Genomic DNA, 12,420 nt, shown 5'->3' on the forward strand with positions numbered 1-12,420 from the left:
AACTCTAACAACCATGAAAATCATTTCCAATATCGAAGAGCTGCGCGACCAGCTGAGCGGCCAACTGCGCACTGCCTTTGTGCCCACCATGGGCAACCTGCACGAAGGCCACCTGTCCCTGATGCGCCTGGCGCGCAAGCATGGCGACCCGGTGGTAGCGTCGATCTTCGTCAACCGCCTGCAGTTCGGCCCGAACGAAGACTTCGACAAATACCCGCGCACCTTCCAGGCCGACGTGGAAAAGCTGGAAAAGGAAGGCGTGTACGTGCTGTTCGCGCCGACCGAGAAGGACCTCTATCCCGAGCCGCAGGAATACCGCGTGCAGCCGCCGGATGGCATCGGCAATATCCTGGAAGGCGAGTTCCGCCCCGGCTTCTTCAATGGCGTGTGCACCGTGGTGACCAAGCTGTTCTCCTGCGTGCAGCCAAAGGTCGCCGTGTTCGGCAAGAAGGATTACCAGCAGCTGATGATCGTGCGCGGCATGGCGCACCAGTTCGCGCTGCCGACCCAGATCGTGGCCGCCGAAACCTGGCGCGCGGACGATGGCCTGGCGCTGTCTTCGCGCAATATGTATTTGTCCGCAGAAGAACGCGCAGAGGCGCCGGCGCTGTACCAGACGCTGAATTTCGTCGCCAATGAGATGCGTTCCGGTCATCTGGATATCTTCCAGCTTGAACACAAGGCGATGGACGACCTGCGCGCCCGCGGCTGGAAACCGGACTATATTTCGATCCGCAAGCGTTCGGACCTGCAGCCGCCTAACGCGGGCGACCTGGCGCAGGGCACGCCGCTGGTGGTGCTGGCCGCCGCCAAGCTGGGCACGACGCGCTTGATCGATAATCTGGAGATTTGAGGCGCTGCCGACGGCGCGAACACGGCGGATCAATGATCCGCCCTACGCGCCGCGGATGGTCATCCGGCGCGGGGCGGCATCGGCTGGTCAGGTGGTGACGTTCTGCGTCCAGGCCAGCGCCGAGAGGTGGGCCTTGTTGACGTCTTCGGGCGTCAAGTTGACCGCCGCGGCCAGCGAGCTGACCAGGTTGGAATTGAGTTCGCAAGCCTCGGCCAGCGCCAGATACGGCCCGTACTTGCCGCCGCGCGTCAGCAGTGCGCGCACCACTTCCTCCGACAGCTGGATGGTCTCCAGCACTTCCTTCATCGGCAGCCCCAGCAGGCGATCCAGCAGCGAGAACATGCCGGCCACGAAGATATTCTCCGCATCGGCCTTGCCCAGCGCCTTCTGTCCCAGCAGTTCGGCCAGGCGGCCGCGCACCACGGCCGTTTCCAGCAGCACCGGCGAGAAGCCGCTCGTGCTGGCAGTGGCCAGCAGCAGGGTCAGCCAACGGTACATGGGCTGGTAGCCCAGCAGCTGGATGGCCTGCTTCAGCGACTGCACTTCGCGGCCCGCGCCGAAGCCGGCCGAATTGATATAGCGCAGCAGCTTGTACGACAGCGCCGCATCGCGTTTCAGCATGCTCTCCAGCTGCGCCACATCCGCATTCGCCTGCACCATCTGCATCAGTTGCAGGATGATGGTCTGCGACGGGTTCAGGCCCTGCCCTTCCGTGCCGGGACGCGGCGTCAGGTGCAGCTTGCCGACAAAGGCGTCCAGCCCCAGCAGCGCGCAGGCGTCAAAGTCGGCCCAGGTCGTCACCGGCCGGCCCACCATGCGCACATTGGACGTGCGCAGCGCCGCATACGTGCGCGCCTGCGACGCCACATCGGCGCCCGTAAAGCGCACTTCGACAAAGGAACAGATGGTGCCGAGGCGGCTGCCCACGCGCGCCAGGTCGGCCTCGCGCAGCAGGATGCCGACGCCGCCGGCGCGCAGCGCCTGCACGGCCGACAGGGTATCCGGATTGGCCAGCTCGGAAGTCTTCAGCGACAGCACCGTGTGCTCGGGCGGCATTTCGTACATGGCGTCCGTCGACAGCATGCCCGGCACCGCCTGCAGGAACAGCGTCTTGTCCTTCAGCAGCCAGCCCCTTTCGGCATCGTTGACCTGAGCGGCGACGAAGCCGACCAGGTCTTCCAGGTCTTCCAGCGACGGCTTGTGCGCCGGGTCCTGCTGCCAGGTGATTTCATAGCCAACCACGCGCTGCTGGGGGTCCAGCAGCGGTTCGCGTACCAGGAAGTGGGATTGATGCATGGTTCAGAAGCCGAGGCTGTCGAGCAGATCGTCTACCTGCCCCTGGTCGGCGACCACGCCTTCCTTCGAGGGGTCAATCTGCGGGCCATTCAGCAGGCCGTTGTCGATTTCCTTCTTCAGTTGTTCGGGAGCGAAGTCGATCAGGGTTTGCACCAGCTGCTGCTCCAGGTTCTGGGCGATGGCCGTGACCTTCTTGATCACCTGGCCCGTCAGGTCCTGGAAATCCTGCGCCATCATGATGTCCATCAGGTGGCCCTTGGTGGCGGCTGTGCCGGCCTGCGCCGCACCCAGGGCGGCGACCGTCTGCGCCGCCAGCGCACGCCATTCCGCATCGGACGGCTGCCCCGCCAGCAGCACTTCCCAGGAAGCGCCCAGCGATTTTGCATTGCTGGCGATGTCATCCTGCAGCGGGCCGGCCTCGTCGGTGGCGTTCAGCACCTTCTGCGCCGCGTCTTCGCTCAGGCGCGCCACGTAATCGAGCCGGTCGCGGGCATCGGGGATATCCTCCGCCGCCTTTTCGATCAGCTTATCCAGGCCCAGCGCACGCAGGTTCTCGTGCAGCGCACGGGTCATATGGCCGATGCGTGCCAGGAACTCCTCGTTCTGGACTGCGGACGCTGCCCCTGGCGCGCCGCCTTGTTGCTCACCCATGCTCAAGCTCCGAGTTTCTCGAAGATCTTGTTCAGCTTTTCATCCAGGGTGGCCGCCGTGAATGGCTTCACGACATAGCCGTTGGCGCCTGCCTGCGCAGCCGCGATGATGTTTTCCTTTTTCGCTTCCGCGGTCACCATCAGCACCGGCAGCTTGGCCAGCGCGGGGTCGGCACGGATATTCTGCAGCATGGTCAGGCCGTCCATGTTCGGCATATTCCAGTCGGACACGACGAAATCGAACTGCTCGGAGCGCAGCTTGGCCAGCGCCATCACGCCGTCTTCCGCCTCGTCCACATTGGCATAACCCAGTTCCTTCAAGAGATTTCGCACGATGCGGCGCATCGTCGAGAAATCGTCAACAACCAAAAATTTCATCTTTGGATCAGCCATGAATTACTCCGTTGTTTCTACCTAGGCGGTTATTAATAATGTTGATTTGGTTCAACAATCAAAGGATAGCATTTTCGTTGCCTAAAGGCGATAAAACTACCCCTGACCGTATCAAACGCGCAATGCACGCGAGCCATGCTGGGCCAGGTAGCCGAGCACCATGCCCGGCAGCGCCTGCAGCGCGCCCACTTCATGCGTCGCGCCGACGGCAATGGCCTCGCGCGGCATGCCGAACACCACGCAACTGGCTTCATCCTGCGCGAAATTATACGCGCCGGCATTTTTCATCTCCAGCATGCCCGCCGCGCCATCCTTGCCCATGCCAGTCAGGATCACGCCCACCGCGTTCTTGCCCGCGCTCTGGGCCGCCGAGCGGAACAGTACGTCCACCGACGGCCGGTGGCGGTTGACCGGTTCGCCCTGGTCCAGCCGCGTCATATAGTTGGCGCCCGAGCGCGTCAGCGTCAGGTGCGAGTGGCCGGGCGCGATGTAGGCGTGGCCCGGCAGCACGCGCTCGTTGCCTTCCGCTTCGCCCACCGAAATCCGGCATAGCGAATCGAGGCGCTTGGCGAAGGAGCGTGTGAAGCCCTCCGGCATATGCTGGGGCGATCAGGATGCCCGGGCAGTCGGACGGCATCTGCATCAGGAATTCCCGGATGGCTTCTGTGCCCCCGGTCGACGCCCCCACGATGATCAGTTTTTCGGATGACATGAGCGGATTTCGCAATTGTGGCAGTTGCGCGCCCCCTTCGGCGCTCGCTTGCGGCAAGGTGCGCGCGCGGATGCGGGCCTTGGCGGCGGCGCGGATCTTGTCGGAAATCATCGTCGGCATACTCGCGCATGCCGCTCTGGATGGAAATCTTGGGTTTCGTGACGAAATCGACGGCGCCCAGCTCCAGCGCGCGCAGGGTGATTTCCGAACCGCGCTCGGTCAGCGAGGACACCATCACCACCGGCATCGGCCGCAGCCGCATCAGCCGCTCCAGGAAGTCGAGGCCATCCATCTTCGGCATTTCGACGTCCAGGGTCAGCACATCCGGGTTGGTCTGCTTGATCAGTTCGCGCGCCACCAGGGGATCGGGCGCCACGCCGACCACTTCCATGTCCGGCTGCGACTTGATGATTTCGCTCATGACGCTGCGGATGAGCGCAGAGTCGTCCACGATCAGGACTTTGATCTTGTTCATGCTTTCTTACTTTCGTTCTAGAACAGTTCGACTTCGCCTCCCACCGGCTGCACCTTGAGCCGGCTGGCATATTCGATTTCGCGTTTGGCCAGGGTATCGTTATGGGTCTGCATCAGCTTCTTGACCAGCACCTTGCCGGTGCGCGGGAAGAAGTACACCTTGCGCGGGTAGATATCGTTCAGGTCCTCGGCCAGGATGCGGATCTTCTCGTTGCGCAGGAAGTTCTGCACGAAGGCCGCATTGCGCTCGCCCACGTTGATGGCCGTGAAGCCTTTCAGCACCGCGCCGCCGCCGAACACCTTCGCTTCCAGGTTCTCGCGCCGCGCGCCCGCCTTCAGCAGGTCGTTGATCAGCACTTCCATCGCGTAGGAGCCATAGCGCGCCGACGCCGAAATCGGGCTGTTGGCGTCCGAGCCGCCGTCCGGCAGCATGAAATGGTTCATGCCGCCCAGGCCCGTGGCGCGGTCGCGGATGCAGGCCGACACGCAGGAGCCCAGCACGGTCACGATCAGCATGTCCTTGCTGGTGTAGTAGTACTCGCCGGGCAGGATCTTGGCAGCGTCGCAGTCGAACGTCCGGTCGTAATAGACGTTGGTGGCGAATTGTTCTTTGTCCATGTCACTCTCACTATCGTTGTGCTGCCCTGAAACCGGCCGCCTTGCGCTCATCCAGTTCGTACACCGTTTTGCCGCGTAGCTTCAATGAGTCGGACACATACAGGAAATTCTCCGAATGCCCGGCAAACAGCAGGGCATCCGGTTTCATCAGGGGGACAAAGCGCGCCAGGATGCGGCGCTGGGTCGCCTTGTCGAAATAGATCATCACATTACGACAGAATATCGCATCGAAGCCGGGACGGATCTCCCAATGCTCGTCGAGCAGGTTGATCTGGCGGTAGGTGATCAGTTTTCGCAACTCTTCGCGCACCCGCACCAGGCCGGCCTTGTCGCCCTTCCCTCTCAGGAAGAAGCGCCGCTGCCGTTCCGGCGACAGCTTTTCGATGCGCTCGATCGGATACACGCCATTGGCGGCCGTGGCCAGCACATTGGTGTCGATATCGGTGGCCAGGATGTGCACCGGCGGCGTCAGCGTGTTGAACGCCTCGCAGGCCGTCATCGCGATCGAATACGGTTCCTCGCCGGTGGAACTGGCGGAGCACCAGATGTTGATCGCCTCGCCGCCGCGCCGCTGCTTCAGGTGTTCGGCCAGCAGCGGGAAGTGGTGGGCTTCCCGGAAAAACGAGGTCAGGTTGGTGGTCAGCGCGTTGGTGAAGGCTTCCCACTCGGGGGCGCCGAGCTTTCCGCCTTCCAGGTCGTCCAGGTACCTGACGAAGGAATTGATGCCGGTGGCGCGCAGGCGGCGCGCCAGGCGGCTGTAGACCATTTCCTGCTTGCTGTCGGCCAGCGCAATGCCGGCCCGCTTGTAGATCATCGCGCGGACTCGTTCAAAATCCTTCCCGTTGAACTCAAACTCTTTAACGGTGTCTTTAGTCAGCGCCATTTCTTCTCTTCCCTATACGTCTGGCGGGGACTGCTGATGTCCCCGCCGGGGATTAAAACTCTTCCCAGTCATCGCCTGAAGGCGTCGCTGCAGCCACTTTCTTCGGCTGCGGTGGCGGCACGGGCTTGCCCGCTGCCGGGCGCGTGGCCACGGCGGTCGTACGCACCGGTGCTGCCACGGCGCGCTTGGGCGCCGCCGCCGGTGCGGCGCGGCGCTGGCTGAACTCGTCGCCCGCCAACTTGAAGATGGCGACCGCGGAGGCCAGCTTGTTGGCCTGCTCCTGCATGCTTTCCGCCGCCGCTGCCGCTTCTTCGACCAGGGCCGCATTCTGCTGCGTCATTTCATCCATCTGCGTGATCGCCTGGTTCACTTCCTCGATGCCGTGGCTCTGCTCCAGCGTGGCGGCAGTGATCTCGCCCATGATGTCGGCCACCTGCTTGATCGAGGTCACGATCAGGCCCATGGTCTGGCCGGCTTCATCGACCAGGCGCCCGCCTGTATCGACCTTCTGCACCGAATCGTCGATCAGGGCCTTGATTTCCTTGGCCGCGCCGGCCGAGCGCTGCGCCAGGTTGCGCACCTCGGAAGCCACTACCGCAAAGCCGCGGCCCTGCTCGCCCGCACGCGCCGCTTCCACCGCGGCGTTCAGCGCCAGGATATTGGTCTGGAAGGCGATGCCGTCGATCACCCCGATAATATCCACGATGCGCGCCGAGGATTCCTTGATCGAACCCATGGTATCGACCACCTGTGACACCACGTTGCCGCCTTTTTCGGCGATCGACGATGCCGACACCGCCAGCTGGTTGGCCTGGCGCGCGTTGTCCGCGTTCTGCTTCACGGTCGACGTCAGTTCTTCCATCGAGGAAGCGGTTTCCTCCAGCGAGGAAGCCTGCGATTCCGTGCGCGCCGACAGGTCGGCATTGCCGGTGGCGATTTCATGCGAGGCGGTGGTGATGGTCTCGGTGCTGGTGCGCACCTGGCCCACGGTCGCCACCAGGGAATCGTTCATGTCCTTCAGCGCCTGCAGCAGTTCGGAAGTCTCGTCCTTGCCCTCTGCCTTAACCTGCGAAGTGAGCTCGCCGCCAGCCACCTTCTGCGCCACGGACACGGCAAACTTCAGCGGCCCCGTGATGGAACGGGTGATAAACAGCGCACACACCACGCCCACGGCCACCGCCACGGCGCTCAGCACGAACAGCATGGACATCAGGCTCTTGTCGCTGGCGTTCGAGCTTTCCTTCAACGCGGCCGATGCGCCATGCTGCTGGTCCACCAGCTTGTTCAGGGCCGCCAGCGTCTGCTGGTTCAGCGGATCGATGCGGGTGGCAATGACCTTGGCCGCGCCTTCGCTGTTAAAGGCCATCACCTGGCCCAGCGCTTCCTTGAAGGCCTTGTCCAGGTCCTGGTCCAGGGCCGTGATCTCGCCCAGCACCTTCTTCTCGCCGTCGTCCAGCCCCAGCCCCTGCAGCTTCGCGCGTGCCGCGTCATAGCGGGCGCGGTTGGCCTTGACCTTCTCCTCTTCCTTCTGCATCAGGCTCACGTCCGACTGCAGGCCGATATTGCGCATGGCGATACCGGTTTCCAGCATGGCGCTTTTCATGGCCTGCGCCTGCAGGGTCTTGGCCGAAGTCAGGTCCAGGCCCGCCATCAGCTGCGACTTGTTACGGTAGTTCAGTACATTGGCCAATAGGACCACGCTGACCAGGATCAAAAGAATGACGCCAAAACCGAATCCCAATCGCGTACCAATCTTGTAGTCGCGAACGTTCATAGTGATCTCCCTGTTTTCATAAGTGGTGTACCGCCCCGCTCTATGCGGCGGGGTCGGTGCAGCCGCCGTCTTTTTACGCGGCGATCTTGTCGATCAGGCCCATTTCCGGGCTGGACATCAGGCGGTCGATGTCCACCAGGATCAGCATGCGCTCATCGACCGTGCCCAGGCCGATCATGTACTCGGTGCTGAAGACGGTGCCCATGTCCGGCGCCTGCTTGATCTGGTCCGGGGTCAGCGTGGTCACGTCGGACACGCTGTCGACCACCATGCCGACCACGCGGCCGTTGATGTTGAGGATGATGACCACGGTGAACTGGTCGTACACCGGCTCGCCCAGTTTGAACTTGATGCGCATGTCCACCACCGGGATGATGATGCCGCGCAGGTTGATCACGCCCTTGATGAATTCCGGCGCGTTGGCGATGCGGGTCACCGCTTCGTAGCCGCGGATTTCCTGCACCTTCAGGATATCGATGCCGTATTCCTCGGAACCCAGCTTGAAGGCGAGGAACTCGCGGCCGTTGTCGGTGGCGACGGCGTTGTTTGCTGCGTCAGTCATGATTGCCTTCCTTTACGAAAATATGGATTCATCGACCAGCTGGCGCGAGGAGCGGATCAACGCCGCCACGTCCAGGATCAGGGATACATTGCCGTCACCAAGGATGGTGGCGCCGGAGATACCCGCTACCTTGCGATAGTTCGATTCAAGATTTTTGACCACCACCTGCTGCTGCCCCACCAGTTCATCGATGAACAGGCAAGCCTTGCGGCCTTCCGTTTCCACGATCACGAGGATGCCCTGGCATGGATCGGTATAGCGCGGCACGATGTCGAAGATCTGGTACAGGGGGGATCAGCGGCAGGTATTCGCCGCGCACCTTGACCACCTTGCCCTTGCCGCTGATTTCCTTCACGTCTTCCGGCGCCGGCTGCAGCGATTCGATCACGAAGCCCAGCGGCAGGATGTAGATTTCCTCGCCGCTGCGAATCGTCATGCCATCCAGGATGGCCAGCGTCAGCGGCAGCGAAATGGAGATGGTGGTGCCGAAGCCCTTGGCCGAACGGATGTCCACCGTGCCGCCCATGGCCGTGATATTGCGCTTGACCACGTCCATGCCGACGCCGCGGCCGGAAACATCGGTCACCTGCTCGGCGGTCGAGAAGCCCGGCGCGAAGATCAGCTGCCACACATCGGCATCGGCCATATTGTCCGACACCGGCAGGCCGTTCTGCCTCGCCTTCGCCAGGATCCGCTCTCGATTCAGGCCGCCGCCATCGTCCGACACTTCGATGACGATATTGCCGCCCTGGTGCGAAGCCGACAGGAACAGGCGTCCAGCATCGGTCTTGCCCGCGGCGCGCCGCACGTCCGGCATTTCGATGCCGTGGTCGATGCTGTTGCGCACCAGGTGGGTCAGCGGATCGACGATGCGCTCGATCAGGCCCTTGTCCAGTTCCGTCGCGGCGCCGCTGGTGATGAAGTCGACTTTCTTGCCCAGCTTGGCCGCCAGGTCGCGCACCATGCGCGGGAAGCGCGAGAACACGAAGTCCATCGGCATCATGCGGATCGACATCACCGCTTCCTGCAGGTCGCGCGTGTTGCGCGTCAATTGCGAAATGCCGCTCAGCAGGCGCTCGTGCAGCATCGGGTCCAGCGTGCCGGCGCGCTGCTCGATCATCGCCTGCGTGATCACCAGTTCGCCCACCAGGTTGATCAGCTGATCCACCTTCTCCACCGACACGCGGATCGACGACGATTCGGCATTCGGCACATGCGCGGCCTTCTCGGCTTCCTTGCGCGCCTGTTTCTTTTCCTGTTCTTCGGTGAGCTTGTGCTCTACCGGCGCCGGCGCTTCCTTGATGCCGGCGGCCGCGCGGATCTGCTCGACCGGCTGGAAGAAGCCATAACCGCGCGCATCGTCTTCTGCGTTCTGCGCATTGGCGCGGATCTCGTCCAGCGGCTGGAAGAAGCCGTAGCCCTGGCCCTGCTCACCCGCGGCAGGATTGCCCGGCGTGACGGGGTCGAAGAAGCCATAGCCCTGCTCCGCCTCCTGGCGCGCACGCGCGCCCTGCTCGCGCGCTTCCTGCGTCGGCGTCAGCGCCGGCAGTTCGGACACCTGCATCTGGTCGGCATCGATGACGAAAGAGCAGATGGCGATGATATCGTCCAGGCTTTCATGGGTGGTGACCACCATCGCATGGCGCTCGGCGTCCAGCGGCGACAGCTCCACCTTGCCCAGCAAACCCAGTTCGGCCGCCAGCGCTTCCACTTCGCGGTGCACCATCTTCGGCAGTTCGAGCCGGTAGCGGCGGCCGCCCGCGTGGTCCACCGGCGCCGCTTCCTGCGCGGAGGTGAAAGCCGGCGCTACCGGCGCCATGGCGGCGATGTGCACGTCCTGCGCCAGCTCCTGCAGCATCATGCGCACGTCGCCCACCGCTTCCTGGTCCACGGCCGCACCGTTGCGGTGGCCGTCCAGCTGCATCTTCAGGATATCCTTGGCGGCCAGGAAGGCATCCACATGGGTGGAGGTGAGCGCCATCTCGCCCTTGCGGATGCGGTCCAGCAGGGTCTCCAGCACGTGGGTGACCTCGCTCATATCGCTCACGCCGAAGGTGGACGCGCCGCCCTTGACCGAGTGGGCCGTGCGGAAGATCGCATTCAGGTCTTCCTCGTTGGGCGACTCCACGTCCACCGCCAGCAGCAGCCGCTCCATTTCCGCCAGCAGCTCCTCGGCCTCGTCGAAGAAGACCTGGTAGAACTGGCTAATATCGATGGTCATGGCGCGACTCCATCAAGTACAAAGCACATGGCAGCCCCTTAGCCGATGACCTTTTTCACTACCTCGATCAGGCGTTGCGGGTCGAATGGCTTGACCAGCCAGCCGTTGGCGCCGGCGGCGCGGCCCTTGGCTTTCATCTCGTCGGACGATTCGGTAGTCAGCATCAGGATAGGCACCTTGGCATAGGAAGGCTGTTCGCGCAACAGCTTGATCAGCTGCAGGCCATCCATGCGCGGCATGTTCTGGTCGGTCAGCACCAGGTCCACGGTCTGCTGCTTGGCCTTTTCCAGGCCATCCTGGCCATCGACCGCTTCCACCACCTGATAGCCCGCGGCTTTCAGGCTGAACGCCACCATCTGCCGCAGCGAGGAAGAATCGTCGACTGCAAGAATAGTTTTAGCCATTATGGTTTCTCACTTTGCTTAGGTGTATTTATTAGAATAGTTCGATGTCGCCGCTTTCGAGGTGCTTCTGGCTCACCGCCTTGCGCAGCACGCTGCGCAGCTCCAGGCTCTGGATGGCCAGCGCCATGCTCACTTTGCCCAGCAGGTCGACGATTTCCTCGCTGCCGCTTTCCTGCGTCACTTCTTCGCTGTGGCTGCCCAGGGTGCCGAGGAATTCGCGCAAGCCGGTGACGCGCTTCAGCGTGCGGTCGATCAGCTGGCTGGTCATGTCCTGGAACTGCATGCTGGTAATGGCCGCGTTCACATAGGTGCTCACCTGCTCGTTCATGGCCTGCAGCTTTTCCTTCTGCTCCGGCGTGGGATTGCCGCCGGCCAGCAGCAGGTCGATGGTGGCTTGCTGGGCATTGACGGCATCATGGATGGCCATGAAGTTGCGCGTCAGCTTGTCGATCGCCTCTTCCAGCAGCAGATTGGTCTGCAGCAGGTCGGTTTCGACTTCCGTCAGATGGCGCTTGCCGTGGTCCGACACGCCGGACAGCAAGCGCTTCACATGGGAGCCCAGGATTTTTTTTCTCGTCATGACAGTCTCAGGATATGCAGGCAGATGGGCTCTGCTTATTTCTTGGCTGGCGGCGGCGCGGCCGGTTTTTCCAGCGCCTCGCGGGTGGCTTCCGTGTCGGCGCCAACCTCCAGTTTGCCGCCGTCGCGCATCACGTTCTCTTCCGTCTTCTTGTTCATCACGATGATGCTGATGCGGCGGTTGATCGGGCTGAAGGGATCCTGGCGGTCCAGGTGGGCGGCGCCGGCCAGGCCCACCACGCGCAGGATCTTGTTGTCCGCCAGGCCGCCGTGGACCAGGGCGCGGCGCGAGCATTGGCGCGGTCGGCGGACAGTTCCCAGTTACTGTACCCCGTTTCGCTGAAATACGGCGTGGAATCGGTGTGGCCCGACAGGCCGATCTTGTTCGGCACATCGTTCAGCACCGGTGCGATCGCTTCCAGGATTTCCCTCGTATAAGGCTGCAAGTCAGCCTTGGCCAACGCGAACATCGGGCGGTTCTTCTCGTCCACGATCTGGATGCGCAAGCCTTCGCTGGTGAAATCGAGCAGCAGCTGGTTCTTGAATTTCTGCAGCTGGGCGCTGGTATCGATGGTCATTTCGATACGCTGGCGCAGCGTTTGCAGGCGCGCCTTCTCTTCCGCTTCCAGCGCGGCCTTGGCGGCCGTCAGGTTGTAGGTCTTCTTGATGGTCGGGTCATCGCTGGCGCGCACCTGGCCGGTGCGGCGCGTCAGGTCGTTGCCGCCGCCCTGGATCACGGATGAGGAATCGCCGCTGCCGGCGCCGCCCTGCATGGCCACCTTCAGCGGAGTCTTGAAGTATTCCGAGATGCCGTTCAGGTCGCCCTTGGTGGTGGAACCCAGCAGCCACATCAGCAGGAAGAACGCCATCATCGCGGTCACGAAGTCGGCGTACGCAATCTTCCAGGCGCCGCCGTGATGGCCGCCGCCGTTCTTCTTGATGCGCTTGACGATGATCGGCCGCAGTCCCTCTTCAGCCATGGCGGTTCCTTGTTTCCATCA

Annotated in this window: 12 protein-coding genes and 2 pseudogenes; 1 reads left to right on the forward strand and 13 read right to left on the reverse strand. The window is 62.8% G+C overall.

The genetic code is table 11. From position 1 onward, the window contains the following. Nucleotides 1–13: 13 nt before the first annotated feature. Nucleotides 14–853 (forward strand): pantoate--beta-alanine ligase, encoded by an 840-nt coding sequence (panC, locus tag ACHMW6_RS22345; protein WP_395399997.1) that lies wholly within the window; start codon nucleotides 14–16, stop codon nucleotides 851–853. An 87-nt stretch (nucleotides 854–940) separates the two neighbouring features. On the opposite strand, the gene ACHMW6_RS22350 is transcribed toward panC, so the two are convergent. The 13 genes and pseudogenes from ACHMW6_RS22350 to motB all read right to left on the reverse strand — a co-directional run bounded on the left by ACHMW6_RS22350 (nucleotide 941) and on the right by motB (nucleotide 12,399). Further along, nucleotides 941–2,149 (reverse strand): EAL and HDOD domain-containing protein, encoded by a 1,209-nt coding sequence (locus ACHMW6_RS22350; RefSeq protein WP_395399999.1) that lies wholly within the window; start codon nucleotides 2,147–2,149, stop codon nucleotides 941–943. 3 nt (nucleotides 2,150–2,152) lie between these two features. Next, complete coding sequence (gene cheZ, locus ACHMW6_RS22355; RefSeq protein WP_395400001.1) at nucleotides 2,153–2,800, reverse strand: protein phosphatase CheZ; 648 nt, start codon at nucleotides 2,798–2,800, stop codon at nucleotides 2,153–2,155. Between the two features lie 2 nt (nucleotides 2,801–2,802). Beyond that, complete coding sequence (cheY, locus tag ACHMW6_RS22360; RefSeq protein WP_131144818.1) at nucleotides 2,803–3,192, reverse strand: chemotaxis response regulator CheY; 390 nt, start codon at nucleotides 3,190–3,192, stop codon at nucleotides 2,803–2,805. 111 nt (nucleotides 3,193–3,303) lie between these two features. Beyond that, nucleotides 3,304–4,379 (reverse strand): annotated as a pseudogene (locus ACHMW6_RS22365) (chemotaxis response regulator protein-glutamate methylesterase). 17 nt (nucleotides 4,380–4,396) lie between these two features. Then, on the reverse strand, nucleotides 4,397–4,996 hold the full coding sequence (cheD, locus tag ACHMW6_RS22370) for a chemoreceptor glutamine deamidase CheD (RefSeq protein WP_395400003.1): 600 nt from the start codon (nucleotides 4,994–4,996) through the stop codon (nucleotides 4,397–4,399). Between the two features lie 10 nt (nucleotides 4,997–5,006). Continuing rightward, the gene (locus tag ACHMW6_RS22375; RefSeq protein ID WP_395400005.1) at nucleotides 5,007–5,879 is read right to left on the reverse strand and encodes a CheR family methyltransferase; all 873 of its coding nucleotides are present in this window, start codon (nucleotides 5,877–5,879) and stop codon (nucleotides 5,007–5,009) included. A gap of 52 nt (nucleotides 5,880–5,931) precedes the next feature. Then, entirely contained in the window at nucleotides 5,932–7,653 is a 1,722-nt protein-coding gene (locus ACHMW6_RS22380) for a methyl-accepting chemotaxis protein (RefSeq protein ID WP_395400007.1), read from the reverse strand. A gap of 73 nt (nucleotides 7,654–7,726) precedes the next feature. Then, on the reverse strand, nucleotides 7,727–8,215 hold the full coding sequence (locus tag ACHMW6_RS22385; RefSeq protein WP_395400008.1) for a chemotaxis protein CheW: 489 nt from the start codon (nucleotides 8,213–8,215) through the stop codon (nucleotides 7,727–7,729). A gap of 12 nt (nucleotides 8,216–8,227) precedes the next feature. Beyond that, nucleotides 8,228–8,446, reverse strand: coding sequence for a chemotaxis protein CheW (locus ACHMW6_RS22390; RefSeq protein WP_395400010.1), 219 nt, complete (start codon nucleotides 8,444–8,446; stop codon nucleotides 8,228–8,230). Continuing rightward, a complete protein-coding gene (locus ACHMW6_RS22395) occupies nucleotides 8,400–10,436 on the reverse strand; it encodes an Hpt domain-containing protein (protein WP_395400012.1) in 2,037 nt (678 codons plus the stop codon). The genes ACHMW6_RS22390 and ACHMW6_RS22395 overlap by 47 nt, the downstream gene beginning before the upstream one ends. Nucleotides 10,437–10,474: 38 nt before the next feature. After that, nucleotides 10,475–10,840, reverse strand: coding sequence for a response regulator (locus ACHMW6_RS22400; RefSeq protein WP_395400014.1), 366 nt, complete (start codon nucleotides 10,838–10,840; stop codon nucleotides 10,475–10,477). A 31-nt stretch (nucleotides 10,841–10,871) separates the two neighbouring features. Further along, nucleotides 10,872–11,420 carry a chemotaxis protein gene (locus ACHMW6_RS22405; RefSeq protein WP_395400016.1) on the reverse strand — a complete coding sequence of 183 codons (549 nt, stop codon included), beginning with the start codon at nucleotides 11,418–11,420 and terminating at the stop codon, nucleotides 10,872–10,874. Between the two features lie 35 nt (nucleotides 11,421–11,455). Continuing rightward, nucleotides 11,456–12,399: pseudogene (gene motB, locus ACHMW6_RS22410) on the reverse strand (flagellar motor protein MotB). Nucleotides 12,400–12,420: the final 21 nt, after the last annotated feature.

This window comes from Pseudoduganella sp. UC29_106 (assembly GCF_044055365.1).
In the GTDB taxonomy this organism is placed as follows: domain Bacteria; phylum Pseudomonadota; class Gammaproteobacteria; order Burkholderiales; family Burkholderiaceae_D; genus Rugamonas.